Annotated in this window: 21 protein-coding genes; 11 read left to right on the top strand and 10 right to left on the bottom strand. The window is 68.8% G+C overall.

The window, feature by feature from the left end; translation table 11 throughout:
* The first annotated feature begins 3 nt into the window (after nucleotides 1–3).
* Both ACQP06_RS22115 and ACQP06_RS22120 read left to right on the top strand, forming a co-directional pair.
* Complete coding sequence (locus tag ACQP06_RS22115) at nucleotides 4–2,556, top strand: SDR family NAD(P)-dependent oxidoreductase (RefSeq protein ID WP_433666395.1); 2,553 nt, start codon at nucleotides 4–6, stop codon at nucleotides 2,554–2,556.
* Nucleotides 2,544–2,942: a RidA family protein gene (locus ACQP06_RS22120; protein WP_433666396.1), complete on the top strand. Its 399-nt coding sequence runs from the start codon at nucleotides 2,544–2,546 to the stop codon at nucleotides 2,940–2,942. Before ACQP06_RS22115 ends, ACQP06_RS22120 begins: the two co-directional genes overlap by 13 nt.
* A gap of 21 nt (nucleotides 2,943–2,963) precedes the next feature.
* On the opposite strand, the gene ACQP06_RS22125 is transcribed toward ACQP06_RS22120, so the two are convergent.
* Entirely contained in the window at nucleotides 2,964–3,620 is a 657-nt protein-coding gene (locus ACQP06_RS22125) for a lysophospholipid acyltransferase family protein (protein ID WP_433666397.1), read from the bottom strand.
* Nucleotides 3,621–3,820: 200 nt separating this feature from the next.
* On the opposite strand from ACQP06_RS22125, the gene ACQP06_RS22130 reads away from it, so the two are divergent.
* The gene (locus tag ACQP06_RS22130) at nucleotides 3,821–4,096 is read left to right on the top strand and encodes a hypothetical protein (RefSeq protein WP_433590717.1); all 276 of its coding nucleotides are present in this window, start codon (nucleotides 3,821–3,823) and stop codon (nucleotides 4,094–4,096) included.
* A gap of 116 nt (nucleotides 4,097–4,212) precedes the next feature.
* A complete protein-coding gene (locus ACQP06_RS22135; RefSeq protein WP_433666398.1) occupies nucleotides 4,213–5,625 on the top strand; it encodes a DUF1254 domain-containing protein in 1,413 nt (470 codons plus the stop codon).
* Here ACQP06_RS22135 and ACQP06_RS22140 read toward each other — a convergent pair.
* Nucleotides 5,622–6,941 (bottom strand): sensor histidine kinase, encoded by a 1,320-nt coding sequence (locus ACQP06_RS22140; RefSeq protein ID WP_433666399.1) that lies wholly within the window; start codon nucleotides 6,939–6,941, stop codon nucleotides 5,622–5,624. The genes ACQP06_RS22135 and ACQP06_RS22140 overlap by 4 nt on opposite strands.
* Before the next feature lie 71 nt (nucleotides 6,942–7,012).
* Complete coding sequence (locus ACQP06_RS22145) at nucleotides 7,013–7,675, bottom strand: response regulator transcription factor (RefSeq protein ID WP_433666400.1); 663 nt, start codon at nucleotides 7,673–7,675, stop codon at nucleotides 7,013–7,015.
* Nucleotides 7,676–7,750: 75 nt separating this feature from the next.
* Between ACQP06_RS22145 and ACQP06_RS22150 the strand changes: the two genes are divergently transcribed.
* From ACQP06_RS22150 to ACQP06_RS22160, 3 genes are all read left to right on the top strand, one after another.
* The gene (locus tag ACQP06_RS22150) at nucleotides 7,751–9,703 is read left to right on the top strand and encodes a glycoside hydrolase (RefSeq protein ID WP_433666401.1); all 1,953 of its coding nucleotides are present in this window, start codon (nucleotides 7,751–7,753) and stop codon (nucleotides 9,701–9,703) included.
* Entirely contained in the window at nucleotides 9,700–10,623 is a 924-nt protein-coding gene (locus ACQP06_RS22155; RefSeq protein ID WP_433666402.1) for an endonuclease/exonuclease/phosphatase family protein, read from the top strand. Before ACQP06_RS22150 ends, ACQP06_RS22155 begins: the two co-directional genes overlap by 4 nt.
* Nucleotides 10,624–10,705: 82 nt before the next feature.
* Nucleotides 10,706–12,433, top strand: a complete 1,728-nt coding sequence (locus ACQP06_RS22160; protein WP_433666403.1) for an N-acyl-D-amino-acid deacylase family protein — start codon at nucleotides 10,706–10,708, stop codon at nucleotides 12,431–12,433.
* A gap of 4 nt (nucleotides 12,434–12,437) precedes the next feature.
* Here the strand turns inward: ACQP06_RS22160 and ACQP06_RS22165 are convergent, their stop codons facing one another.
* Complete coding sequence (locus ACQP06_RS22165) at nucleotides 12,438–13,562, bottom strand: AraC family transcriptional regulator (protein WP_433666404.1); 1,125 nt, start codon at nucleotides 13,560–13,562, stop codon at nucleotides 12,438–12,440.
* Between the two features lie 132 nt (nucleotides 13,563–13,694).
* Between ACQP06_RS22165 and ACQP06_RS22170 the strand changes: the two genes are divergently transcribed.
* Together ACQP06_RS22170 and ACQP06_RS22175 are read left to right on the top strand one after the other, a co-directional pair.
* Nucleotides 13,695–13,832, top strand: a complete 138-nt coding sequence (locus tag ACQP06_RS22170) for a hypothetical protein (protein ID WP_379280525.1) — start codon at nucleotides 13,695–13,697, stop codon at nucleotides 13,830–13,832.
* Between the two features lie 10 nt (nucleotides 13,833–13,842).
* A complete protein-coding gene (locus ACQP06_RS22175) occupies nucleotides 13,843–14,658 on the top strand; it encodes an SDR family oxidoreductase (protein WP_433673401.1) in 816 nt (271 codons plus the stop codon).
* A 173-nt stretch (nucleotides 14,659–14,831) separates the two neighbouring features.
* Here ACQP06_RS22175 and ACQP06_RS22180 read toward each other — a convergent pair whose 3' ends face one another.
* Both ACQP06_RS22180 and ACQP06_RS22185 read right to left on the bottom strand, forming a co-directional pair.
* Nucleotides 14,832–16,304 (bottom strand): DUF222 domain-containing protein, encoded by a 1,473-nt coding sequence (locus ACQP06_RS22180; protein ID WP_433666405.1) that lies wholly within the window; start codon nucleotides 16,302–16,304, stop codon nucleotides 14,832–14,834.
* A gap of 81 nt (nucleotides 16,305–16,385) precedes the next feature.
* Nucleotides 16,386–17,543, bottom strand: a complete 1,158-nt coding sequence (locus tag ACQP06_RS22185; RefSeq protein ID WP_433666406.1) for an acyl-CoA dehydrogenase family protein — start codon at nucleotides 17,541–17,543, stop codon at nucleotides 16,386–16,388.
* A 109-nt stretch (nucleotides 17,544–17,652) separates the two neighbouring features.
* Between ACQP06_RS22185 and ACQP06_RS22190 the strand changes: the two genes are divergently transcribed.
* On the top strand, nucleotides 17,653–18,051 hold the full coding sequence (locus ACQP06_RS22190; protein ID WP_433666407.1) for a hypothetical protein: 399 nt from the start codon (nucleotides 17,653–17,655) through the stop codon (nucleotides 18,049–18,051).
* A 50-nt stretch (nucleotides 18,052–18,101) separates the two neighbouring features.
* Here ACQP06_RS22190 and tuf read toward each other — a convergent pair whose 3' ends face one another.
* From tuf to ACQP06_RS22205, 3 genes are all read right to left on the bottom strand, one after another.
* The gene (gene tuf / locus ACQP06_RS22195) at nucleotides 18,102–19,277 is read right to left on the bottom strand and encodes an elongation factor Tu (RefSeq protein ID WP_357084438.1); all 1,176 of its coding nucleotides are present in this window, start codon (nucleotides 19,275–19,277) and stop codon (nucleotides 18,102–18,104) included.
* Nucleotides 19,278–19,495: 218 nt separating this feature from the next.
* Nucleotides 19,496–21,040 carry an MFS transporter gene (locus ACQP06_RS22200; RefSeq protein ID WP_433666408.1) on the bottom strand — a complete coding sequence of 515 codons (1,545 nt, stop codon included), beginning with the start codon at nucleotides 21,038–21,040 and terminating at the stop codon, nucleotides 19,496–19,498.
* A 111-nt stretch (nucleotides 21,041–21,151) separates the two neighbouring features.
* Nucleotides 21,152–21,304, bottom strand: coding sequence for a hypothetical protein (locus ACQP06_RS22205; RefSeq protein WP_433666409.1), 153 nt, complete (start codon nucleotides 21,302–21,304; stop codon nucleotides 21,152–21,154).
* A gap of 230 nt (nucleotides 21,305–21,534) precedes the next feature.
* Here ACQP06_RS22205 and ACQP06_RS22210 point away from each other — a divergent pair, with 230 nt between their 5' ends.
* Complete coding sequence (locus tag ACQP06_RS22210; protein ID WP_433666410.1) at nucleotides 21,535–24,417, top strand: BTAD domain-containing putative transcriptional regulator; 2,883 nt, start codon at nucleotides 21,535–21,537, stop codon at nucleotides 24,415–24,417.
* Between the two features lie 190 nt (nucleotides 24,418–24,607).
* Here ACQP06_RS22210 and ACQP06_RS22215 read toward each other — a convergent pair whose 3' ends face one another.
* Nucleotides 24,608–25,684, bottom strand: coding sequence for an acyl-CoA dehydrogenase family protein (locus ACQP06_RS22215; protein WP_433666411.1), 1,077 nt, complete (start codon nucleotides 25,682–25,684; stop codon nucleotides 24,608–24,610).
* Between the last annotated feature and the right edge of the window lies 1 nt (nucleotide 25,685).

Here is a 25,685-nt window from a genome sequence, read left to right on the forward strand (position 1 = left end):
CCCATGATCGAACTGCCGAAATCGGTCCGGATCGCGCTCGGCGCGGCCGGCTACGGCATCAGCGACCGCCGTCTCGCACCGGCCGTCACCGGTTCGGTGATCCTGGTGACCGGGGCCTCCTCGGGTGTCGGGCGCGCCACCGCGCTGCGGCTGGCCGCGAATGGGGCGACCGTGCTCGCGGTGGCCCGCAGGGCGGCCCTGCTCGAAGAACTGCGCATCGAGACAGCGGATTTCCCGGGCCGGGTCTACGCCTATCCAGCGGACCTGTCCGACACCGATGCCTGCGCCGCGTTGATCGAGCGGGTGCTCGCCGATCACGGGCGGGTGGACGTCTTCGTCAACAACGCGGGCAAGTCGATTCGCCGCTGGCTCTCCGATTCCCTGGACCGCTGGGACAATATCGACGACACCGCCCGCATCAACTTCCTCGGCCCCGCGCGGCTGGTCATGAGCCTGCTGCCGTCCATGCGGGCCCGGCGGCAGGGCCACATCGTGAACATCAGCACCGCCGGAGTGCACGGCCCCGGCGTGGGCTGGACCGCCTATATCGCGTCGAAGTCGGCGTTCAATTCCTGGATGCGCGGCGCCGCACCGGAATTGCGGGCCGACGGCATCGACGTCACCACGGTCCACCTGCAATTGGTGCGCTCGGAGATGCTGGGCCCCTATCGGATCTACCGCTACACCCCGAGCATGTCGACCGAGGAGGCGGCGAGCCTGGTGTGCCGGGCGATCGTGGACCGCCCCTTGGCGATTCGCCCGTGGTGGGAACGGGTGAGCGCGCCCCTGTCGTACGCGCTCGACAGTTCCCCGGCAGCGCAACGCATGCTGACGCTGTACGCGAAGGCCGGGAACTGGAACAACCGTCCGGTGGATTGGGCCGGTCCGCTCGGCCGCCTGGAACGCACGGTCAATCTGCTCGACGACGCGGTCACGGTGGCCGGGTGGATTCCGGCCAGTGGCGTGCTGGAACAGCTGCCTCCGACCCGGATTCCACAGCTGGCCATGGCATTACGCGACGGGGTCGGATTGGCCACGGCGCTGTCATTGTTCGCGGCGCGGTTCCCGGACCGGCCCGCCATGGTCGACGACGACGGCCCGATCACCGCGGCCGCGCTGGATCGGCAGGTGCGGCAACTGGCGGCGGCGCTGCGGGCGCGCTGGAAGATCGGGCGCGGCCAGCGGGTCGGGGTGCTGTGCCGCAACCATCGCGGATTCGTACTGGCGGCCTACGCGGCCGCGCGGCTCTCGGCGGATCTGGTGCCGCTGAACTACGGTTTCGCCGGGCCGCAGATCGGCGAGGTGCTCGATCGCGAGCGCGTCGAATTGCTGCTCTACGACGGCGAATTCCACGACGAGATCGAGAAGGCCGGGTACGGCGGGCGGCGCGTGGTGGTCCGGGGCGCGGCCGGTGGCCTGCCGACGGTGGCGGAATTGGTGGCGGCGGGTGGACCGCCGGTGCGCGAGCCCGCGTCCGGGGGCACGCTGATCCTGCTCACCGGCGGAACGACCGGGGTGCCCAAAGGCGCGCCGCGCACCTTCGGCGGAGGCCCGGCCGGATCGATGAGTCCGCGCATACTGCTGGCCATCGGCGATCTCGCGAGGGTCGCGCCGATCCCGCGTCTGGGTCAGCCCATGGTGATCGCGCCGCCGCTGCATCACACCTACGGGTTCCTGGCCACCGCCGGTGCGTTCCTGCTGGGTTCGACCGTGGTCGTGCACGAGCGTTTCGATGCCGCGACCCTGCTCGCCGATATCGAGCGGCATCGCGCGCAGATCGTGTGCGTGGTGCCGACCATGCTCGGCCGCGTGATGGCGCTGCCGCCCGAGGTGCGCGGCGGCCACGATCTGTCGAGCCTGCGCATGATGGTGTGCGGGGCCGCTCCCCTGCCGCCGTGGCTGGCCACCGCGTTCCAGGACGAGTTCGGCGAGGTGCTGTTCAATGGCTACGCCTCCACCGAGACCGGTGCCGGAACCTTCGCCACGCCCGCGGATCTGCGGGCCGCGCCCGGCACCGTGGGCCGCCCGCTCGCCGGGATCGTGGATATCTGCATCGTCGACGGCGACGGCCGACAACTGCCCGCCGGCGTCACCGGCCGGATCGTCAACAAGAACCCGAGCCTGTTCCACGGCTACAGCGACGGCCGGACCAAGGAGATGGTCGGACAGCACATGGACTCCGGCGATCTCGGCCATTTCGATGCCGAGGGCAGGCTGTTCGTGGACGGCCGTTCCGACGACATGATCGTCTCCGGCGGGGAGAACGTCTTCCCGCAGGAGGTCGAGGAGGCGCTGCTGGCGCATCCGGCGGTGGCCGACGCGGGTGCGGTCGGGGTACCCGACGACGATTTCGGGCAGCGGCTCGTCGCGGCCGTCGTGCTGGAGCCGGGCGCGCGGGTGAACGCCCGCACCTTGCAACGGCACATCAAGACGACGCTGGCCGGCTACAAGGTGCCGCGGGACATCGTCTTCGTCCCGGAACTGCCGCGCACCACCGCGGGCAAGTTACGGCGGCAACAACTTCCGGCGATCATCGATGCACAATGGGGCGCATGACGCAGCGACAGAATGTCTCCTCCGGCGCGCAGTGGGAACCGATCGTGGGTTATTCGCGCGCGGTCCGGGTCGGCCCGTGGATCTCGGTCGCGGGAACCACCGCGGTCGATCCGGACGGCGGCGCGGTGGGCGGTAACGATATCGCCGAGCAGACTCGGGAAGCCTTGCGCCGAATTGTGGCCGCGCTGGCGGAAGTCGGTGCGACACCCGAGAATGTCGTGCGCACCCGTATTTTCGTCACCGATATCTCTCGCTGGGAAGAGGTCGGCAAGGCGCACGGCGAAGTCTTCGCGGCGATCCGCCCGGCGGCGACAATGGTCGAAGTGAGCAGCCTGATCGATCCCGCGCTGCTGGTCGAAATCGAGGCCGACGCGATCGTGCCGTAAAACGCTCGAGCGCATCGTTTTTCAGCCGCGCAGGCTCTCGATTTCGTGCCGCAGAACATCCAGGAGTTTCTCGGGGTTATCGAATTCCGCTGGGTCGATGGGTGTTCCGAAGTGGATGGTAACTGGATGGTGGCGGTTGAATCGCTGGCCGGTGTTCCCGCGGCGCATCGGTAGCACCCCGTCGGTGCCGGTCGTGGCGACCGGGATGATCGGAACACCGGTCGCCATGGCCAGCGTCGCAACGCCCGATTTGTACGGTTCTCGCTCGCCGGCCGGGACCAGGCGACCCTCCGGGTAGATGATGAGCACGCCCCCGAAGCGCAGCACCTGCGCCGCGCGGCTCACCGCGGTGCGCCCGGAGTCGGGGTCGCGCCGGACCACCGGAATATGACCCAGCAGCCGGACCAGCCGTCCGACGACCGGCCAGGTCCACAGCTCGGCCATGGCGATGGCCACCGCGCGCCGCCGCAGCGCACCCCACAGGAAGACCGCGTCGAGCAGGGAGATGTGGTTGCTCGCGATGATCACCGGACCGGTCACGGGCACCCGATCGCGGTTGAGCACGGTGACTTGGACGAAGCGGGACCAGGCCAGGGCGCGCAGCGTCCGGCGGACCAATTGCGTTGTGAGCCAAGCCCGTTTGCCCAGTCCACGGGGTCGTCGCGCATCGGGGTTCATGGCCCTCCCGGATCAATGGTTGTGACAACGGTTTTCATCCTCGTTCGGTGACCGATCGGAGAACACCGCAGAACTACTCAGCCGCAACCGCGTATTTCGCGAAATAGCCTATGGCTATCAAGACCTTTTGGGCGTAGCCTGGTGGTTGCTGTACTCACGGCAATATCACACCGAAACTTCTGCGGAGGTCGTGTGCTGCCATGGTCGGAAACTGGTGGCGTAACACCGTTTTGCTACAACTGCGTCGATCCCCGGCAAGCGCGGCGGTGCTGTTCGTCGTGGCCGATGACGGGACCCCGGTCATCACATTCCCGAGACTCAATTGGGCATGGGTGGCGATCGCTTCCGCGACAGTCCTGTTCTTCGGGATCACTGTCGCAATGTTGGTGAGCCTCGCCTATTTCGACGAGCCCACCAGCACCGTGCCGGAGGCTCCGGCATCCTGTGAACCGTTCTGCGGCGCATCGACACCCTAGAGTGGTTGCCGCGCCACGCCCACAAATGTTCAACTCCCCTGTCATTCCGATCGGTAGCGTCTCCACATGCCGAAGTCGGCTCCGGCGAAATGGAGTCATGACATGTGGGAGAGCGAATGAGGTTCTGGAAGGTCTCAGCCGTTTGTCTCTTCGCGGCGGTCACCGCGGTGGCCGCCGGTTGCGGAACCAAGTCTGACGATAAAGCTACCGGTTCGGACGAGGTGCGCGCGATAGCCAAGGAGGCCTATACCTACGGCTTTCCGATGGTCGACATGTACCGCATCGAGAATTCGTATGTGGTGGACAAGAACAGCAGCCAGTACATGGGCGACTGGAACCAGCTGCACAGCATCGCCCGGGTTTTCACCCCGGCGGACACAGCGGTCCAAACGCCCAATTCGGACACACCGTACTCGTTCCTGGTCGCTGACCTGCGGACCGAGCCGCTGGTACTGACCGTGCCCCCGATCGAGGAGAAGCGCTACTACTCGGTCCAGTTCATCGACAACTACACCTACGTCTATGACCTGCTCGGGAGCCGGACCACCGGGAACGACGGCGGCACTTACCTGCTCGCCGGTCCCGGCTGGAAGGGCGACAAGCCCGCCGGGGTGGACAAGGTCATCACCTCGGCGACCGACTTCTCGATGGTGCTGTACCGGACCCAGTTGTTCGATCCGGCCGATCTGGACAACGTCAAGAAGATCCAGTCCGAGTACCAGGTCAAGCCGCTGTCGTCGTTCGAGAACAAGGCGGTGCCGGCCGCCGCGCCGACGGTCGACTTCATCAAGCCGCTGACCCCGGAGGAGGAGCAGACCTCGCTCGACTTCTTCAAAGTCCTCAACTTCACCCTGAGGTACGCGCCGGTCCAGCCGAACGAGAAGGAGATGCGCGAGCGGTTCGCGAAGATCGGCATCGGCCCGGACGGCGATTTCGATCCCGCGAAGCTGAGCGCCGATGACCGCAAGGCCTTCCAGGACGGCATGGCCGACGCCTGGTCGGACCTGCACAACTTCCAGAAGAACGAGCTGGAGACGGGCAAGGTGAACTCCGGTCAGCTGTTCGGGTCCGCCGAGCAGCTGAAGGGGAACTACCTGTACCGCTTCGCCGGCGCGGTCATGGGCATCCTGGGTCTGCCGGGCGCGGAGGCCATGTACTTCCCGCTCACCAACGACACCACGGGCGCGAAGCTGAACGGCGCCGACAACTACACCCTCACCTTCCCCGACGGGAAGCTCCCGCCGGTGAAGGCGTTCTGGTCGGTGACCATGTACAAGCTGCCGGAGATCCTGCTGGTGGAGAATCCGATCAATCGCTACCTGATCAATTCGCCGATGCTGCCGAACCTGGTGCGCAACCCGGACGGCGGGATCACGCTCTACCTCCAGCAGACGTCGCCCGGCGCGGACAAGGAGGCCAACTGGCTCCCCACTCCCCCCGGTGATTTCGAGATGATCCTGCGGACCTACTGGCCCGAGCAGGCCATCTCGGATGGCAGCTGGACCCCGCCGAAGGTGACCAAGGCCTAGGCCTGGTCGTCCGACGGGAACGACAGAGTGACAACGGTGCTGCCGGGCGAGGACTCGATCTCGGGCCTCGCCCCGTGCAGCGCCGCCACCTGTGCCACGATGGCCAGCCCGAGGCCGTGGCCGGGAGTGGAACGTGCCGCGGAGGACCGGTAGAAGCGGTCGAAGACGTGCGGCAGATCATCGGGCTGGATGCCGGGACCGTTGTCCCGCACCGAGATTCGGTTCGCGGCGACAGTCACGCTGACGGTGCCACCGGGCGGGCTGAACTTGGCGGCATTGTCGAGGAGATTGGTGACCGCCCGGACCAGTCGCGCCGGGGCACCCTGCACGGTCACGGGACGCAGATCATCAGCGAATGTTATTCCGGGCCAATGCTTTCGAGCCGTCGCCACACAGTCTGCGGTCAGCAGATCGAGGCGCAGGTCTTCCAGTGATTCGGGAACGGCGTCGGGGTCGTCGGCCCGCGCCAGATCGATGAGATCGGTGACCAGTCCCGACAATTCGGTGGACTGCACGCTCAGCGCGGACACGGTCTCGTCCAGTTGCTCGGGGGTCAGGCGGTCGGCGCGGCCCAGTAGGTCGATATTGGTGCGCAAGGCCGTTAGCGGGGTCCGCAATTCGTGCGAGGCGTCCGCGACGAGTCGCTGTTGCGCGGCGCGGGAGTGACGTTCGGCGGTGAGCGCGCCGTCGAGTTCGTCGAGCATGGTGTTGACGCTGACGGCCAGACGGGACAACTCATCGGAGCCGGTGACGGCGATGTGGTGACTCGGATCCCGGGTTCTGGCCACCTCTTCCGCCGCCTCGGTCAGCGCGGCCACCGGTGCGAGGGCGCGCCGGGCCAGCATGGTGCCGATCGCGCCGGCCAGCAGCAGCCCGGCGGCCGCCGCGGCGAGTAGGACGAGGCCGACGCGCCGGCGGCCGTTGTCGACGAAATCGGAGCGTTGCGCCACCTGCACGGCGGCGCCGGGTTCGAGCTGGGTGGTGTACATCCGCATGGGATAGCCGTCGAGGGTGAGGTCCCGGAAGAACGCGTCCTCGGAACCCGCTGCGACAGCGCGAACTTCGTCGTCCACGGGGAGAGAGCTGCCCGGCAGATGCTCGGATCGGATCTGCCCGTCCGCTCCGACCACCTGCACGCAGCTCGGAGCCGCCAGATACTCGCAGGGTCCGGACACCGCCGCGACGGTCGGCTCCACCGGAAACTGCCGCACGATGCGGGTGGCTTGGCGGCGCAGGCCTACATCGAGGGTGCTGTTCAGCTCATGGCCTGCCACCACATAGGCGGCCGCGGCCATCCCCGTCAGGGCCAAACCCATTGCCAGCACGAAGAATACGGCGATCCGACCGCGCAACCCGAGTCGTGCCCACACTCCGTGCCCGGGCCGGGTCACGACGGGCCCAGCCGGTATCCCACGCCGCGCACGGTGTGGATCAGCGCGGGCTCCCCGCCCGCCTCGATCTTGCGTCGCAGGTATCGGATGTAGACCTCGAGCGAGTTCGACGACTGCCGCCCCCACACGCGATCGATGAGCGTCTCACGGGGCAGCGCCTGCCCGGCATTGCGCAGCAATACCTCCAGCAGCGCGAATTCGGTTCTGCTGAGCTCGATTTCGCGGTCTCCTCGCCGAACTCGCTGTGCGGTGGTGTCCAGTACCAGGTCTGCTGTCGAGAGCACCGCACCGTCGTCGGGGTAGGTGCGCCGCACCAGAGCCCGCACCCGCGCGAGCAGTTCGTCCAGGTCGAAGGGTTTGACCAGGTAGTCGTCCGCGCCCGCGTCGAGGCCCTCGATCCGGTCGGCGACCGCGTCGCGGGCGGTGAGCATGAGGATGGGGGTGCGGTCGCCGCGTCCGCGCAGGGTGCGGCAGGTGGTGAGCCCGTCCATGAACGGCATGAGCACATCCAGGACGACGACGGCGGGTTGCCAGCGGGCAACCTCGGTGAGCGCGGTCGCGCCGTCGGCGGCGCCGCGACTGTCGTAGCCCTCGGTGGCGAGGGCGCGGACCAGCGCGTCCCGCACCGCGGCTTCGTCGTCGACCACCAGTACCCGCATCCCACGGATCATACGGACGACCGCCACCAGGGCTTTCTCATCGGACTCTCATCCCTGTCCGTGAGCGTGGGGACCATGAGATTTCGGATTCCCCCTCGTGCGCCCGCCGCGCTGGCTGTGCTCGGGGTCGCCGCCGCCGGGCTCACCGCCTGCGGGAAGGCCGCCACAATCCCCGCACCGCAGGTGAAGGGCAACAGCGTGGTTATCCCGATCGACGGCGGATCGGCCGAGGTGGACACCACGAATCTGACCATCACCGCACGGGCCGACGGCACGACGTACACGCTGTCCGCGCCGGCGGAGGACACGCTCGGGACCACCGGTCCGGTCGAGGTCGATGGCTCGACGGCGACCTGGACCTATCCGGATCGCGCGCTCGCGGTGTCGGCGACCGCCGAGGACGGACGGCTGCGGGTCACCGTGCGCAGCAGCCGGGACGGCTCGCTGCGGTGGCCGATCACGGGTACGGATTCGGCGGCGGCCGCGGTGCAGATCCCGCGCGGTGAGGGCCTGTCACTGCCGGTGCGCGACACCTTCTGGAACGGCCCCGACACCGGCCTGATCGGTGAATCACTGCCGCTGACTTCCGGATTGACCATGCCGTTCTGGGGCTACAGCGTCGGCGACCGCGGCGTCGGCTACATCGTGCCCACCGACATCGGCAGCACGCTCACAGTCGCCTCCGACCAGGGACGATTGATCGCTCGCGGCGCCCACGATTTCGCCGATCACGCGGGTACCCGCGACTACACGGTGGATTTCGCGCTCACCGACGCGTCCCCGGTCGCCGCGGCCCGCGACTATCGCGGCTGGCTCCTGCGGCACGGCGAATTCCGTTCCCTGCGTGACAAGATCGCCATCAATCCCGAGGTCGCCAAGCTCGAGGGCGCTTTCCACGCCTACCTGTGGGGTGACGGCCGCACGCCCGAGGCGGTACAGCAGATGAAGAACCTCGGCCTGTCGCGCATGTGGCTCGGCTACGACGCCGGCGACGACCCCATGTCCTCGGCGGCCATCACCGCGGCCAGGGACGCCGGATACCTTGCGGGCCCTTATGATTCGTGGGCCAATGCGCAGGACCCCGCCACCGCGGACAACCCGTCCTCACGCTGGCCGGGCACCCTGTGGCCCGACGGCTGCGTCCGGGACGAACAGGGCACGCCGGAGACCGGATTCGGCGGTCGCGGCTGCTATCTGAGTTCGCGAGTGCTGGCGGAGAATCCGCACCTGTACGAGAGCCGGTACGCGGCGATGACCGCGAATGGGGCCGACACGTACTTCCTCGACGTCGACGCCGCCGGCGAGTTCTTCGACGACCACTCCCCTGAGCACCCCATGACCCAGAGCCAAGACCGGGAGTATCGCCTCGCGCGGATGCGCTGGCTGGCCGAAAACCGCAAGACCGTGCTCGGCTCGGAGTCGGCCGCCGCCTGGTCCGCGCCGGTGCTCGCCTTCGACCACGGCGCCCAGACCCCGGTGTCGGACAACCTGTGGCGCGCGCAGCGCGACAAACAGACCTGGGGTGCCTGGTACCCGGACAACGCGCCGAAGATGTTCTTCCAACCGGTCGACCTGCCCGCCGACCTGGCGACCGCCATGTTCGATCCGGTCTACCGGGTGCCGCTCTACGAGACGGTCCTACACGACTCGCTGGTCAATGTGGACCGATGGGAGCTGTCGTATTACAAACTGCCGCAACAGCAGACGATGCGCGCGCTGACCGCGATCCTCGACAACACGCCGCTCAACTTCGTGCTGGACCGCGCCACGCTCACCGAGCACGGCCCCGAGATCGCACGGCTGCAGCAGTTCTTCGCGCCCTTGCACGACCGTGCCGCGACGCTGCCGATGACCGACTTCCGCTGGGTGACCGATGACCATCTCGTGCAGCGCACGGTCTTCGGCAAGGACGAACTCACCGTCACCGCCAATTTCGGCACGAGGGAGGTCGACGGCTTGCCGGGCGGCTGTGTCGACGCTCAGCTGAAGGGTGACATCAGCCCGCGCAGATTGTGCCCCGGCCGATGAAACCTATCCGCACCACTGTTTTCGTCACCGCCGCAGCGCTTCTCACCCTGCTGGTGAAAGCGCACGACCGGGTGCCCGACATCATGGGGTCGGGTGTCCTGCTCGACACTGCGGCACCTTGGCTGATCCTGCTCGCACCGGTCCTGGCCGCCCTCGCCCTGATCTGCCGCTGCCCGGCGGGAGCCGCCGCGACGATCGCCCCGATCCTCGTGTGGGCCTATACCTTCGGCTCCTGGTGGGCCCCGACGGCCTCGGCTGCCACACCGACGGCGGACACCCTCAGCGTCGTCTCGCAGAACCTGTACGCCGGGAACACCACCCCGCTGACCACAGCCCGCGCGCTGGCCGCGACCGGTGCGGACCTGGTGGCGGTGCAGGAGCTCGCGGGCGCGGACCGTGCCGCCGTGCATCGGATCCTGGACCTGTCCTACCCGTACAGCGAGGAGCGTGGCACGGTCGCCCTGTGGAGCCGCTACCCGACGTCGGGGACCACGGTCGCCGATGTCGGGATCGGCTGGCAGCGTGGCCTGCGCACCACGGTCGACACCCCGCACGGCGAGCTGGTGGTCTATGTCGTCCATCTCCCGTCGCTCCGCCCTGGTGACACACGGACCCGCGACGCCGGGCTGGCCGGACTCTCCCGCCAGCTGGTGGCCGACCCGGCCGCGCGGATTCTGGTGGCGGGCGACTTCAATACCGCGTCGACCGATCGCAACTGGCGCTCCTTCGCCCCCGGCTTCATCGACGCACAGTCACTGCCAGGCGCGGGTCCCGGCTTCACCTGGCCCACGTCACGACCTCTGGCCCGCCTGGACCACCTCCTGGTCCGCGGCCTCACCCCGGCGTCCGCGTCCGTACTCCGTCTCCCCGGCCCCGACCACCGCGCGCCCACGGCCACCGTCGCGTTCTCGCCACGGTGACCTGCCACAGGCGGATACTGCACTTATAACGTGTACAAGCCACCCGCCACGGGGCGGGACCGATCCACGGGGGTGAACTGCGATGACACGGTTCGATCTGGTGATTCGCGGGGGCACGGTGTACGACGGGACGGGCGGGCCCGGGGTGCGGGCCGATGTCGGGGTGACCGACGGCAAGGTGACCGTCATCGAGGGCGGCGGACTGCCCGACGGGGAGCGGACGGTCGACGCCACCGGCAAATGGGTGATGCCCGGCATGCTGGACGTCCACACCCACTACGACGCCGAGGTGCTGGGCAGTCCCGGCCTGGGTGAATCGGTGCGGCACGGTGTCACCACGGTGGTGTTCGGCAACTGCTCGCTGTCGACGGTGTACTCCGAGGCCGAGGACTGCGCCGACCTGTTCGCGCGCGTCGAGGCGCTGCCGTGGGACGCGGTGCACTCGGCGGTCAAGGAGCACAAGGACTGGGACGATCCGCAGTCGTACCGGAAGTCGCTCGCCGACCGGCCGCTCGGCGCGAATGTCGCCGCCTTCCTGGGACATTCGGATATGCGCGTGGCGGTCATGGGCCTGGGCCGGTCCGTGGACGCGCAAGTCCGCCCGACGCCCGCTGAGCTGCACCGCATGTGCGCCATGCTGGAGGCGGCGCTGGATGCCGGATTCCTGGGGCTGTCCACGATCCGCAGCTCGTTCTCGAAGCTGGAGGGCGTACGGTTCCCGACCCGGCAGCTGCCGTCCACGTACGCGACGTGGCGGGAGTACCGGGCGTTGAACGCTGTGCTGCGGCGGCGCGGCCGGGTGCATCAGAGCACCCCGAACCTGACCAGCCGCGCCGAACTGGTGAACTACTTCGCGCAGAGCGCGGGCCGGTTCCGCGCGCCGCTCAAGACGACGCTCATCGCGGGCATGGACGTGAAGGCCGACCGCACCACCGCGCGGGCCGCCATGGCGTCGGCGTGGATCGCGAATACCGTTGGCGGAGCGCGGTTCCGGTGGCAGCATCTGCCGGTGCCGTTCGAGGTGTACGCCGACGGGGTGGATCTGGTGGTGTTCGAGGAGTTCGGCTCCGGCAGCGCCGCGCTCAATATCCGGGACGCCATGAAGCGCGGCGAGCTCCTGGCCGACGAGGACTACCGCCGACGGTTCCGCAAGGACCTGGCCAAGAAGTACGGGCCGCGGGTCTGGAACCGCGACCTCTATGACGCCGTGATCGTCGCCTGCCCCGACGCGGACGTGGTCGGGAAGTCGTTCGGCGCGGTCGCCGACGAACGCGGCATCGATCCGGCCGACGCCATGCTGGATCTGACGGTCGAGCACGGCCCGGCCTTGCGGTGGCGCACCGTCATCGCCAATGACCGCGAGGAGGTGCTCGACCGGTTGCAGCGCTCGCCCATGATGCAGGTCGGGTTCGCCGATTCCGGTGCGCACCTGCGGAATATGGCGTTCTACAACTTCGGGGTGCGGATGCTGGAGCGGGCGCAGCAGCGCGGGTTCCTGCCGATCGAGACCGCGATCCACCGGCTCACCGGCGAGCTCGCCGATTGGTACAGCCTGGACGCCGGGCGCCTGCGGGTCGGCGGGCGCGCCGATATCGCGGTCGTCGATCCGGCGGGGTTCGACGGCACGTCCAGCGCGTACGCCGAAGCGCCGTTCCCCGGGGTCGCGGGGTTGCAGCGCATGGTCAATCGCAATGACCGGGTGGTCGCGGCCACCGTGGTCGGCGGCCGCGTCGTCTACGAATACGGTGAATTCGCACCGGGATTCGGCACCACCCTGCACGCGGGCAGCTTCCTGCCCGCGCAGGGGTGAGGCCCTAGACGAGTTCCGGGGTGCGCCCTCGCGCGCGGTACTCCTGCGGTGGGCAGCCCTGCCAGCGCCGGAAGGCGCGGATGAAGGACGCCGCCTCGGCGTAGCCCAGGCGGGCCGCCACCTGTTCGGTGGTCATGTCGGTGCGGTCCAGCAGTTCCTCCGAGAGGGCTTGGCGCACCTCGTCGAGCAGGGCGCGGAACGAGGTGCCCTCCTCGTTGAGCCGACGCGACAGGGTGCGCGGGCTGACGAACAGCCCGGCCGCCACGGCCGACTGATCCGGGATCACGCCCGGATCGCGGATGAGGACGCCGCGTACGACGGCCGCGAAACCGGACCGGACGTAGCGGCGCGCCAGCAGTTCCTGGCACATCTGTTCGCAGGTGCTGCGGGCCTGTTCGGTCGGTTGCGGCAGGACGACGTCCAGGTACGACGAGTCGAAGGCGAGTTCGTCGACGTTGGTTCCGAACAGCGGCTCGACGCCGAAAACCGACCGGTAGCGGCTGGTATCGGGCGGTGCGGCGTGCCGGAAACTGACGCGGCGTACCGGTACGTTCACCGAGTACAGCTCACGGCCGAGCATCTGGATTCCGGCCAGGACCCGTTCGGCCAGGAAGCCGCGCACGTCCTCGGGAACGTCCCGGTCGTCGAACCGCAGCCGCCCTTCACCGTCTACTTCCTCGAAGGTCACCTGCCCGAACGTGAAGGCCAGCTCGACGTATCCCGGCGCCACCACGATCGCGTCCCGCATGGTCCGGCTGGCCAGCAGGGCCAGACCCCAGGGCCCCGACAGCGACACGTGATACCGCGTCCCCGCCTCCACGCCCAGTCCCGATTCCCGGCCGAACCGGGCGAGGAGATTCCGCACCACCGCAAGTTCTTGCCGCGCCGTCACTTCCGTGGTCTGTTCGACCACCGATTCAGGCGCCAGTCCCGCTCCGGCGAGGCACTCCCCCGCCGGCATCCCTCTCTCATTGGCGAGCCGGGTCAAAATGTGCACGCCGGCCGTGTGCCTGGCTAGATCCCAGTCGAGCATGTGCGCTTTGTCCTCTTCGACTACTCCCGACCCAAATGTCTGTTCCCCATCGGGTTGGCGCAACATATCAACGAGAGACCGCCCGGTGTGGCGCATCCGACATTTTTGATCGCGCAGCGGTGATGCGCGCGACGCGCGGAACACGATTCGTCACGTAACAGCCGATGCGCCGGTGCGATTCACCCACAACCGGTTCGGACGACGACCAGCAATCGAGGTCTGCCCACCATGAGTTCCACCGCGATCCTGCTACTACCCATGCTCGCGGCCCCCGCATTCGGCGTCGGCATCTGGCTCGGCATTCGCTCGGTTACCGACGAATGCGCCTCCGAACGCCGCCAAGCACGCTGCCGACGCACCCGATAACGTGCACGGTATGAGCAGCTCATCGACCCGCACCGTGGTCGTCACCGGCGCGTCCTCCGGCATCGGCAAGGCCACCGCCGCGGCCTTCGCGGCCCGCGGACACAAGGTGATCGGCACCAGCCGCAATCCCGACAACCTCGCCGAGGCCGACCGGGTGCCCGGCGTCGAGTACCGTGCGCTCGATATCACCGACCTGGAGTCGATCGAGCGGTTCGCGGCCGAGCTCGGGGCGATCGATGTGCTGATCAACAATGCCGGGGAGAGTCAGGCCGGGCCGCTGTCCGACCTGCCCCGTGAAGCGATCGAAAGACTGTTCCAGCTCAATGTTTTCGGGCCTGTGGCGTTGACCCAGGCGGTGTTGCCCGGCATGCGTGAGCGTGGGTATGGGCGGATCGTCATGGTCGGCTCCATGCTCGGGAGCTTTCCGATGCCGTACCGCTCGTCCTACGTGGCGACCAAAGCGGCCGTGCGCGGGTTCGCGACCGCCGCGCGGTTCGAGGAGTCTCCGTTCGGTGTTTGGATCACTACCGTCGAGCCCGGTCAGATCGATACCGGGCTGAGTGAGCGTCGGGCCAAGTACATCGCCGATGGGTCACCGCACGCCGCGGACTTCACCAAATTCATGGCCCGCCTCGATGCTCAGATGAGCAAAGGCATTGCGCCGGCCCAGGTGGCGGAAACCATTGTGGCGGCGGTGAACTCCGATCGGCCGAAGCCGCTGTACGCGGTGGGAAGCAATGCGCCATTGATGTTCGCGATTCGTCGGGTGCTTCCGCGGGGCGTTATGGAGCGTGTGATTGCAGCGGCTCAAGGGCTCAAACGGTAAGAGACCAAAGACAAAAGACGCCTGGAGAAGGAAGAGGGTGGCCGAGCTTGCGAGGCCCCCTCACCTACCAGCCCCACTCACGGCTCGGCCGCGCATCATCCCGGGGAAAACGAAGGGATGGGTTGGTGGACGCAGCCCGAAGGGCCCCACCTTTGGTGAGGCTCGGACTGGCATCAGCGGCGTGACCACCATTTGACCGGTGGGCGGGTGCGGTCGCGGAGGCGCGCGAGGGAGGCGGCCATCAGCTCGCCCGCGTGGTGGCGGTCGTTGACCTGCGGGGTTCGGCTGGGATCGATGTGAGCTGGCGGTATCCAGCCGGTGCGGCCCGCGTGTTCTGAATCCTTGGGCATGGCAACGGTTTTCCAGCCGCCCGGTCCGTCGTGGATCAGGGCGTGGCAGGCATCGCAGGCCAGGGTCAGGTTTTCGATGTCGGTCTTGCCGCCCTTGTTCCATTCGGTGACGTGGTGAACCTGGGTCAAGGTGGCGGGGGCACTGCAGCCCGGGCGGGTGCAACCGCGTTCGGTGGCGATCAGGGCCATGCGCTGGGCGGCGTTGGCGAGGCGCTTGGCGCGGCCCAGGTGCAGGGGGCGTCCGGCGTGATCGAAGATCGCCAGGAACGGCTTGGACTTCTGGGCGAGCTGCAAAGCCTCTTCCAGCGGAACGGTCCCGCCCGAGGCGGTGGTGGCAACACCGGCGGCGGCCTCGACCTCCGCGAGCGACATGGTGATGATCGTGGAGACGGGCAGGCCCCGGTGCTGACCGGTGTTCTCCGGACCCATTTCGGGGCGCAGGAACGCCAGCAGCGCATCGTGGTTGCGCTGAGCGGCCGTACGAGGATCTCGCCGTGCGGCCCGCTCCAACCCAGCAAGGGCTTCGTCGTCGAGCCCTTCTGTGGTCCAAGGGCTTTCAGCATCATCACCATTGCACATGCCCGGCCGGGCCAGGCTGGCGAAGATCGGGTCCAGCACAGCACGCAGCGCGGGCGTCACTTGCGCGCTGATCACCGACATCCCGTCCACACCCTGCTTGCCGAGCGTCAGCCCACGACGCCGCTGCCGATCCACCTCCCGGGTGAACCGGCCATCCGGGTCGAGGTACCCGAGGATCCGGTCACCGATCTTGGGCAGGTCATCCGGCGTGGACTGCGCGGCGAAGCTCGCCAACTCGAATTCGGCGAGATCCCGATCCTCGACGTCGATTTCGGCGGGAATGCGGTCCATGATCTGCGCGATCCGCCGCGCGGAATCCACCGACACCATGCCCATCTGCTGATAGGCGGCAGTCCACGGCAGCCGGGGCTCCAACACCTCACCACCGGTCTGCCGCATCCCGAGCTGTTCCGCCGCACGCACCCGCGCGCACGCTTCGGCGTGGCCGAGGCGCAGAGTCTGTTCGAGGTACTTCGAAACCCTTTTCACCCCGGCCTTCTCGGGCAGGTTCCGAGTCTCGATCTCCCGAACCAGCTTGTGCTCGAACGCGGCCATCCGACGGCGTGTGGTCTCCCAATCCCGCATCAATTCCACGAGATCCTCATCCGAGATCGGATCAAGGGAGTCATTGAGCAGGACGTCCACAGCATCGAACACCACACCGGTGGCATCGCCCACCGTGATGTCCTCGCTGAGATTCGGCCCGCCCGATTTCATGCCTCTATTCTATCAATTGCACCCTTCATCTGTGATCGAATTACCATGTGTAGCAGGTCTTTTGAGATTTCCAACGAACTATTACGACCGTTCGGTAAGCCGCAAACCCCGTCCGATAATCTCCCGCATGATTTCGGAAGTCCCGCCGTACACCCGAGTGATCCGCGCATCCGCAGCCATCCGCGCGATCGGGTACTCGCGCATGTACCCATAGCCTCCGAACAGCTGCTGGCACCGGTCGATGCACCGGAATTCCATCTCCGAGGCCCACAGTTTGGCCTTGGCGGCATCAGCAGGCGTCAACCGCCCCGCATTCAACTCCAGCACGCACTTGTCGATGAACGCTTCCGCCACCGACACCTCGGTAGCCACGTCGGCGAGCGTGAACTTGGTGTTCTGGAACGCCCCGATCTGCTGCCCGAAAGCCTCACGCTCCCCGACATATTCGATAGTCCTCCGCAAGGCGACCCGGGCTCGCGCCAGACAGGCGACGGCGATCTGCATCCGTTCCTGCGGGAGGTTCCGCATCAGGTAAGTGAATCCGCGCCCCACCTCCCCGAGCACGTTCTCCTTGGGCACCCGGACATCGGTGAAGCTGAGCTCGGCCGTGTCCTGCGAGTGCAAACCGAGCTTGTCGAGGTTGCGGCCACGCTCGAAGCCCTCCATGCCGCGCTCGAGCACCATCACGGTCACCCCCGCGTGGCGTTCGGCCGAGGTCCGGACCGCCGTGATCACCAGATCCGCGTTGATGCCGTTGGTGATGAACGTCTTCGCACCGTTCACCACGAAGTGATCGCCCATATCGACTGCCGCCGTGCGGATTCCGGCGACATCCGATCCCGCGCCCGGTTCGGTCATGCCGATGGCCGCGATCCGGGTTCCCGCCACGAACCCCGGCAGCCACCGCTCCCGCTGTTCCTCGGTCGTCAGATCCACTAGGTACGGCGTGCAGATGTCATTGTGCAGCGCGAAGTTCAGGCCGACTCCCGCGCAGTCGGCTTCCATGAATTCCTCGATGAGGATCTGGTTGAACCGGAAGTCCGCGACGCCCAGCCCGCCGTAGCTCTGCGGCACCGCGAATCCGATCAGACCCAGGTCTCCGGCCCGCGCGAACACCGACCGCGGCACGATCCCGGCCTCTTCCCATCCCAGGTAGTGCGGCGCGACTTCCTTGCGCACGAATCCCCTCGCCAGCTCGGCGAATGCCAGATGATCGTCACCGTAGTGCCCTCGTTCCATGGACCCATGGTTGTGGACGATCGCGGCGCCGGACCAGAGAATCCCGGCCATTCCTCGGCCGTTAGTGGTTCGTTGGTCGCGGGTTGGCGGGTGCGCGGACCCTCGCGGTATGAAGCAGAAGTTCCTGATGGCGGCCGCGGTCCCGATCGCGGCGCTGGGTATGACCATGCTGCCGGCGACGGCTTCGGCCGGTCCCGGCACGTTCGAGGGCGATGTCATCGGCTGCCCGTACGACCGGCCGTGCATCACCGAGCTGTGGGCTCGCGACGGGGTGATCCACGTCGCCTGGAAGGGCGATCACGGCTACGACGTCTACAACTTCCGCTGGGGTCGCCCGGGCCGCGCGGAGTCGCAGTACGAGCGCGGCAGCGGCCGCTACGGTTCCACCACGATCAACAACGGCCACAGCAACACCACGTACACGGTGAAGGTTCAGGGCTGCACAACCCACTGGTACGGGTCCTCGGACTGCTCCCAGTGGAACGAGGCGCACATCCACATCGGGTGATCGTGGTCGAGGACGGATTCGATCCGCCCTCGACCACTCTCACGCGCCGCCTACCCGTCGACCGTGAGCACCGTGCCCGCGGCGACCGTCAGGTTGCCTTCGCGCACAGCGAATCCCAGCCCCGGTTCCAGCGGGACCGCGCGGTCCAGGGTCACCGCCAACTCGACGGTGTCGCCCGGCATGGCGCGCCCCTCCGGCAGCGTCACCTGCCCGGAGACGTCGCCCGTGCGGACGAAGAACTGCGGGCGGTAGCCGCTGGCGATGGGCGTGCGCCGGCCGCCCTGCGCGGCGGTCAGCAGCCGGACGCGCGCGGTGAACCCGGTGTGCACGGCGATGCTGCCCACCGCCGCGACCACCTGGCCGCGCGCCACCTGACCACGCTGCACGCCGCGCAGCAGCAGCGCCACATTGTCGCCGGCCTCGGCCGATTCCATGGTGCGGCCGAAGGTTTCGACGCCGGTGACCACGGCTTCGATCGCGCCGCCGTAGCCCAGCACCGCGACCTTGTCGCCCATCCGGACCACGCCGCGCTCCACCGCCCCCGTCACCACGGTGCCGCGGCCGGTGATGGTGAGGACGTTCTCCACGGGCATGAGGAACGGCGCGTCGAGGTAGCGCTCCGGCATGGGCACGTACTCGTCGACGGCGTCGAGCAGCCGCACCAGTTGGTCGGACCAGTGCGGGTCGCCCTCCAGCGCCCGCAGCCCGGATACCGGCACCACGGGTACGCCGTCGCCGTCGTAGCCGTTGGCGGACAACAGCTCTCGCACCTCCAGCTCGATCAGCTCCAGCAGCTCGCCGTCGGCGACGTCGGACTTGTTGAGCGCGACGACGATGTGCTCGACGCCCACCTGCCGCGCCAGCAGCACATGCTCGGCGGTCTGCGGCATCACGCCGTCGTCCGCCGACACCACCAGGATGGCCCCGTCGAGCTGGGCCGCGCCGGTGATCATGTTCTTCACGAAGTCGGCGTGCCCCGGCATGTCCACGTGCGCGTAATGCCGTGTCGCCGTCTCGTATTCGACGTGGGCGATATTGATGGTGATGCCGCGCTCGATCTCCTCCGGCGCCCGGTCGATGCGGTCGAAGGGCACGAAGGCGGTGCCGCCGCGCTCCGCCAGCACCTTGGTGATGGCGGCGGTCAGGGTGGTCTTGCCGTGGTCGACGTGACCCATGGTGCCGATGTTCAGGTGCGGCTTGGTGCGGACATAGGCCTGCTTGGCCATGATGAATTCTCCATCCGGGATGTTCGAGGGGACCTCAGCAGCGAGCCGACCTTCCCCGTCTGAGGTCCCGGGACGTCCCGGAGAAGGTCAGCGTCGTGCGCCGTCGAATGCGGATGCCACCAGGGCAGCAGCCATCGCACCCGCGACTGCGGGGTATGCGGCGATGGACTGCGGGAACATGCGAGACATGCTGCCTGGCGGAAGCTGTCTCGCGCCAGTTATTTTCGTACCGGACCGAAGCGGCTGACGGCTACGAAGACCGCCGCGGCCAGGATCATCACGGCCGAAACCAGCAGTGCCACATCCAGTCCGTGATGGAAGGCGACCGTCGCCGTCTGCAGAACCTCGTTCACGTGCGGGGCGTATTTCAGCGCTGTGGCCAGGTCGACGCCTGCGGGGATGCGCCCACGTTCCACCGCGTCGATGGCGATCGGCTGCAGGTTGTCCGGCAGCCCCAGCTCGGTCATACGAGCGCGGAGGTCGGCGGTGAGGAACCCGTTGACCAGCGACCCGAGTACCGCGACCCCCACGGCCGCGCCTACCTGCCGCATGGTGTTGGTGGCCGCAGCAGCCATCCCCGAATGCTCGGCGGGAACCCCGGTCAGCACAGCCGAGGTCAACGGCACCACCGCGATCCCGAACCCGAGCCCGGCCACCGCCAGCGTGATCGCGAGCGGCGTGAATTCGACCGTGCCGTCCAGCGAATGCCGGGTCAGCAGAATCCCGCCCGCCCCCAGCACACACCCCACGATCATCGGCATCCGCGCCCCGCTGCGCGCCACCCAGAACCCCGCCGCCAGCGACCCCGCCACGATGGCGACCGCCATCGGCGCGAACACCGCCGCCGTGCGCCCGGCCGAATAGTGGATCATCACCTGCAGATAGAGCGCGGTGAAGAAGAAGATCGAGAAGACCCCGAAGTACACCGCGAACGCGACCACCAGCGCACTGCGCACCGGCGGCAGCCGCAGATACCGGAAATCGAAGACCGGGTTGCGGACTCGCGTCTCGACGATCAGGAACGCCACGAACGCGACCGCCCCCACCACGAACAGCGCGATGACCGACGGCGCGTCATACCCCTTGCTCTCCCCCGTGATCGCCGCGAAGATCACCGCGCTCAGGAAGATCGCGCCGAGCAGCGATCCGAGCCAATCCATCTGCCCCGGTTGCGGATCCGCGCTCTCGGGCACGTACCGCAGCGCGGCCGCCAGCACCACGACCCCGATGATCAGGTTGAACCAGAAGATCGACCGCCACCCCCACGCCCCGACGAGCGCCCCGCCGAGCACCGGCCCCGCGGCCAGCGCCAGCCCGGACACCGCCGCCCACACTCCCAGCGCCTTCGCGCGGATTCGGGCGTCGGGGAACACCTGCCGCAGCACCGACAACGTGCCCGGCTCGGACGCGGCCGCCCCCACGCCCATGACCGCCCGCCCGAGAATCAGCACCGGCACGCTCGTGGCGAGCGCCGAGATCACCGATCCCGCACCGAAGATCACCAGGCCGATCACCATCACCCGTTTGCGGCCCCACCGGTCGCCGAGTGATCCGGCGGCGAGCATCAGGCTCGCGAACACCAGCGTGTAGGCGTTGACGACCCATTGCAGCAGCTGGACATCGGTGCTCAGATCCGAGCGGATGTCGGCCAGCGCGACGCTGACGACGGTCGTGTCGAGGAAGGTCACGAACAGGACCGCGGTGACCGTGGCCAACGCGATTCCGGGCCGCGCCGCACCGCGCGACGTGTCACCGATTGCCACCTCCCCAGATTACGGGGCACCGATAGGGGCCGTCCGGTTTCGATCGGCGTGGCGGACGACCGCGCGATATCGGTTCGGCGACAGTCGATCACTCGGTGGTGGCCACGAGTGCTAGCGGCCGCGCTGCTGGTCGACCATCGGGTCACCGGTCACCGCGGGCGTGCCGACGCCGCCGGGACCGGTGGACGTGTGCCCCGCCTCGCAGGCGGCCATGCCCAGCGACAGGGCGCAGACGGCGATGACGGCGGCGGACTTCAACCGCATGGGATGCCTCCAGGGATTCGGGGGCGTCCGGTTCGTCGCCCACGATCAGAGTCGGTCCGGCGGCTTGGAACCGGCCAATGGCCCACCAATCGGCCTGGTGGCGCGCAGGATGTAGGCGGTCTGCGGCGGCGGGCCCGGTTCCGGAGCGACGAAAGGTGAGGATCGGTGCAGGACAGGCGGCTGATCGACGGCGGCTCGGCCCCTCTAGACTGCCGAACGGGGAGGTCGGTTTGCTGAGGTTCTCGGTACTGGGCGAGGTCCGCGCATGGCGCGGGGACACGCCCCTGGATCTGGGCCCGCCACAACGGCGGGCGGTGCTCGCCGCACTGTTGCTGCGCGAGGGCAAGGCGGTCACGGCCGCCGAACTCGTCGAGGGCATCTGGGGCGAGGACCCGGTGCTGCGCGCCGTCCCCGCGCTGCGCACCCACGTCGCCAAACTCCGCCGCGAACTCGAACCCGACCGCGCCAATCGCGGACCCTCCAGCCTGCTGGTCTCCGTCGGCGACGGCTACGTGCTGCGACTACCGCCCGGCCGCACCGACATTCACGACGTCGCGGGCCAGGTCGCGGCCGCCGAACGACTGCGGCACGAGGACCCCGACAGCGCCCGCGGCACCCTCGATTCGGCGCTGTCCCGCTGGCAGGGCGCGGCTCTCGGCGGTCTGCCCGGCCCGTACGCCGAACGCCAGCGCGCCCGGCTCGAGCAGTGGCGGCTGTCCATCCTCGAGGACCGGCTCGCCCTCGACATCGAAACCGGCCGCAGCGCCGAGGCGGTCGCCGAACTGGGCCCGCTCATCGAGGAACATCCGCTGCGGGAACGCTTCCGCGCGCTGCTCATGACCGCCCTCTACCACTGCGGCCGCCAGGCCGAGGCGCTCGACGAATACGGCCGCGCCCGCCGCGCTTTGGTCGACGGCGTCGGCGTGGAGCCCGGCCCGGAACTGAGCGAGGTGCACGCCCGCATCCTGCGCGCCGACCTGCCGAGCGTGGCGCGCCCGGCCCCCGCCCGGCTCGCCCCGGCCCAATTGCCGCCCGACATCGCCGATTTCACCGGTCGTTCCCGGGTGGCCGAACAGATCGCGGCCCAGCTCACCGGCGGCGGGCCGGCGGTGGCCATCTCCGCGGTCGGCGGCATGGGCGGGGTCGGCAAGACCACCCTGGCCCTGCACGTCGCCCACCAGGTGCGCGACCGATTCCCCGACGGCCAGCTGTATGTGAACCTGCGCGGCGTGGACCCCGACCCGCTGCCCACCGGCGACGCCCTGGGCGGATTCCTGCGCGGCCTCGGGGTCGCCGAGGGCGATATCCCGCCCGCCGTCGACGATCGGGCCGCGCACCTGCGAACCCTGTTGAGCGACAAGCGGATTCTCATGGTCCTCGACAATGCCCGCGACGTCGCCCAGGTGTCGCCGCTGCTGCCCGGCACGCCCGGCACCGCGGTCCTGATCACCAGCCGCTCCGCGCTCACCGAGCTGCCCGCGGTCCGCCGCACCCGCCTCGACGTCCTCGAACCCGTCGAGGCCATGACCCTGCTGACCCGCATCCTCGGCGCCGAACGCGTTGCCGCCGAACAGGACGCGGCGTTCGCGGTGATCGAGCAGTGCGCGTGCCTGCCACTGGCGGTGCGGATCGTCGGCGCGCGGCTCGCGGTGCGGCCGCAGTGGACCATCGCCTCCCTGGTGGCGCGGCTGGCCGATGAGAACCAGCGGCTGGAGGTCCTGCAGACCGGCGACCTCACCTTGGAGGCCGCCTTCCGGCTCGGGTACGGCCAGCTGAACACCGAGCAGGCCAGAGCTTTCCGTACTCTCGCCCGCGCGGATGTGCCCGACTTCCCGGTCGACGGGGCCGCCGCGCTGCTCGGTGTCCCGGTGCCCCAGGCCGAGCTGGTGTGCGAATCCCTGGTCGATCTGAGCCTGCTGGAGACTCCCGCGCCCGGCCGCTACCGCTTCCACGACCTGCTGCGACTGTTCGCCGCACGCCTGGCGGGCAGCCACGACGCCGGTGAGGGCGAGGCCGAGATCGTGGCCCGCCTGCTGGACTACTACCTGGCCAGCACCAAGAACCTGCTCGGCGCACTGGATTACAGCAACACCACCCTGCTGCTGGTGCCCACCACCGTCCCGGGCCACACCTTCGCCGGCGGCGCGGAAGGCCAGTCCTGGAACGATATCGAGCGCCCGGTGATCATCGCCCTGTACCGGCAGGCGGCCCGGCTGGGCGGCCGGGCGGTGGCGCTGGCCGCGGATCTGGCCTGGGTGATGGCCGAGCTGATGGACACCGGCAGCCGCGCCCGCGAACTCGCCGACGGCCTGAAAGCCCTGCTGGACACCGCGGTCCGGGACGACGACCACGCCAGCTCCCGGCGGCTGCGGGTGGCGCTGGGCGCCATGATGCAGATCGGGCTCGGCGAGGTCGAGGCCAGTCTCGAATTCCTGCAACCCATCTCGCAGCCCGCCGACGACGCCGAGCGGCGGTTGCAGGTGCTGGCCGAGATCCTGCTCGGGGTGGCGGATCGGCGCGTCGGCAATACCAAGGACTCGCACCGGCACTACGCCAATGCCATCGCCTGGACCCGGGCGCTCGACGACCGCTCGCTGGAAGCCTGGATCCTGGCGCTGGCCACCCGCACCCTGTGCGAATCCGGGCAGTACGCCGAGGCGGTGGCGGTGGCCGAGCGGGCCATCGCGCTGGCCCAGGAGTCGTCCAACGCGGTCGCACTGGGCTGGGCCACCCACGAATTGGCGGCCACCCGTTCCATGCTCGGCGACCACGAGCTCGCGCTCGAGCTGGCGGCCGACGCGGTGCACATGACCCACCGCAACGGCGTGCGCCTGTGGGAGGGCTGGGCGCGGACCCGGCTGGCCCAGATCCACCTGCGCGCCGGGCACGACGCCGCCGCGGAATCCGAGGCGACTCAGGCCCTGCGACTGCTGAGCAAGGCGGCCGACCCCCTCGACCGGGCCCGGGCCCTGTTCCTGCGCGCCACCGCCCGCACCGGCGACGCCGAGGCCGCCGCCCGTGAGCACGCCGACGCCGCCGAGATCTTCCGCCGCGCCGGACTGCCCGCCCCGACCCCCGCGACCCTGTTCTCACCAGGGCCCGACCCCTCATAGAGAACGTTTATTCGCTTTTTATCGGCCCGTGGGAACCTGCATCCACGCGGGCGCCCCGGAGCTGCAACCTCCGGGGTTCCCGCGCGCGATGAGGTCATGTCCGCGTGCGTCACGAGGGGTGCGCATTCGGTTCATGCGGGTCGGACGGCCGTCGCCCACCGCGGCGACGGCTCCACCGCATCACCCGCGATCACACCGGGACATCCAGGGCCAGACCGAGGCCGCGCAGGTGCGCGGTGGCCGTCCCCGATTCGAACTCGGCTCGTTTGGCGGCCGTGAAATAGCGCTGCATCGGATAGTCGAGGTAGATGCCGGTGCTGGCGTGCACGTGGACGGCCGTGTGCGCGACGCGGTGACCCGCCTCGGACGCCCAGAACTTCGCCACGTCGATCTCTGATTCCGCTGCCAGGCCGTGCGATTCCCGCCAGGCGGCCTGCCACAGGGTCAGGCGGACGGCCTCGACATCGATGTAGGCGTCGGCCAGGCGCTGACGCACCGCCTGGAACGCGCCGATCGGCTTGTCGAATTGCTGTCTGGTGCGGGCGTATTCGGCCGTAATCTCCAGCGCCCGTTCGAGGACGCCCAACTGGTGGGCGCAGACGGCCAGGGCCGCGCGGCGACGGGCCCACGCGGGCGCTTCGGGCGCTGAGATCGCGTCGGCCCGCGGGATCAGGACGGCATCCAGTTCCAGCAGGGCCGCGTCGGTGCCGTTGACCGCGTGCTGCCGGGTGACCGTGACACCCTCGGCCTCCCGATCCACCAGGAGCAGAACCGAGTCCGCCCCGCTTCGAGCCTCGATCAGGTAGCCGTCGGCGAAGGCTCCCGCCGCGACCACCGAGTGGGAACCCCGCACCCGCCAGCCCTTCTCGCCACGCTCGGCCTCGAAGGACGCGAAATCGCGGGCGAGTGCGGGCGCGAGCGTGCTCTCACCTCGCAATATCGGCCGCAGCCGACGCCGCACCTGCGAGTGGTCGCCGAATTCGGCCAGCGCCGCCGCGACCACGGCGATGCTCGTGGCATACGGTGCGGGCGCGACGGTCCGGCCGATCTCGATCAGCACGCTGCACTGTTCGAGCAGCCCGTACCCGCCGCCGCCCGCCTTCTCGGGCAGCGCCGCGTCCAGCAGTCCCGCGCCGGCCATGGCGCCCCACAGCTCCGCGTCGAACCCGGTGTCATCGGGGCGGAGATGCCGTCCGGCCCAGTCGGTGAGCAGTTCGCGGGCCAGTCCCGACAGGTCCCGCTGCGCCTCGGTGTATTCGAAATCCATT

Source organism: Nocardia sp. CA-136227 (genome assembly GCF_050955695.1).
GTDB lineage: Bacteria > Actinomycetota > Actinomycetes > Mycobacteriales > Mycobacteriaceae > Nocardia.

Bases quoted from the DNA above. Each gene is read 5' to 3' on its own strand.
- ACQP06_RS22205 (WP_433666409.1), bottom strand. From the start codon at position 21,304: ATGCGGTTGAAGTCCGCCGCCGTCATCGCCGTCTGCGCCCTGTCGCTG.
- ACQP06_RS22190 (WP_433666407.1), top strand. From the start codon at position 17,653: ATGAAGCAGAAGTTCCTGATGGCGGCCGCGGTCCCGATCGCGGCGCTG.
- ACQP06_RS22145 (WP_433666400.1), bottom strand. From the start codon at position 7,675: ATGCGGGTACTGGTGGTCGACGACGAAGCCGCGGTGCGGGACGCGCTG.
- ACQP06_RS22120 (WP_433666396.1), top strand. From the start codon at position 2,544: ATGGGGCGCATGACGCAGCGACAGAATGTCTCCTCCGGCGCGCAGTGG.
- tuf (WP_357084438.1), bottom strand. From the start codon at position 19,277: ATGGCCAAGCAGGCCTATGTCCGCACCAAGCCGCACCTGAACATCGGC.
- ACQP06_RS22125 (WP_433666397.1), bottom strand. From the start codon at position 3,620: ATGAACCCCGATGCGCGACGACCCCGTGGACTGGGCAAACGGGCTTGG.
- ACQP06_RS22150 (WP_433666401.1), top strand. From the start codon at position 7,751: ATGAGATTTCGGATTCCCCCTCGTGCGCCCGCCGCGCTGGCTGTGCTC.
- ACQP06_RS22140 (WP_433666399.1), bottom strand. From the start codon at position 6,941: ATGGGTTTGGCCCTGACGGGGATGGCCGCGGCCGCCTATGTGGTGGCA.
- ACQP06_RS22160 (WP_433666403.1), top strand. From the start codon at position 10,706: ATGACACGGTTCGATCTGGTGATTCGCGGGGGCACGGTGTACGACGGG.
- ACQP06_RS22170 (WP_379280525.1), top strand. From the start codon at position 13,695: ATGAGTTCCACCGCGATCCTGCTACTACCCATGCTCGCGGCCCCCGCA.
- ACQP06_RS22130 (WP_433590717.1), top strand. From the start codon at position 3,821: ATGGTCGGAAACTGGTGGCGTAACACCGTTTTGCTACAACTGCGTCGA.
- ACQP06_RS22175 (WP_433673401.1), top strand. From the start codon at position 13,843: ATGAGCAGCTCATCGACCCGCACCGTGGTCGTCACCGGCGCGTCCTCC.
- ACQP06_RS22215 (WP_433666411.1), bottom strand. From the start codon at position 25,684: ATGGATTTCGAATACACCGAGGCGCAGCGGGACCTGTCGGGACTGGCC.
- ACQP06_RS22180 (WP_433666405.1), bottom strand. From the start codon at position 16,304: ATGAAATCGGGCGGGCCGAATCTCAGCGAGGACATCACGGTGGGCGAT.
- ACQP06_RS22135 (WP_433666398.1), top strand. From the start codon at position 4,213: ATGAGGTTCTGGAAGGTCTCAGCCGTTTGTCTCTTCGCGGCGGTCACC.
- ACQP06_RS22115 (WP_433666395.1), top strand. From the start codon at position 4: ATGATCGAACTGCCGAAATCGGTCCGGATCGCGCTCGGCGCGGCCGGC.
- ACQP06_RS22165 (WP_433666404.1), bottom strand. From the start codon at position 13,562: ATGCGCCACACCGGGCGGTCTCTCGTTGATATGTTGCGCCAACCCGAT.
- ACQP06_RS22185 (WP_433666406.1), bottom strand. From the start codon at position 17,543: ATGGAACGAGGGCACTACGGTGACGATCATCTGGCATTCGCCGAGCTG.
- ACQP06_RS22155 (WP_433666402.1), top strand. From the start codon at position 9,700: ATGAAACCTATCCGCACCACTGTTTTCGTCACCGCCGCAGCGCTTCTC.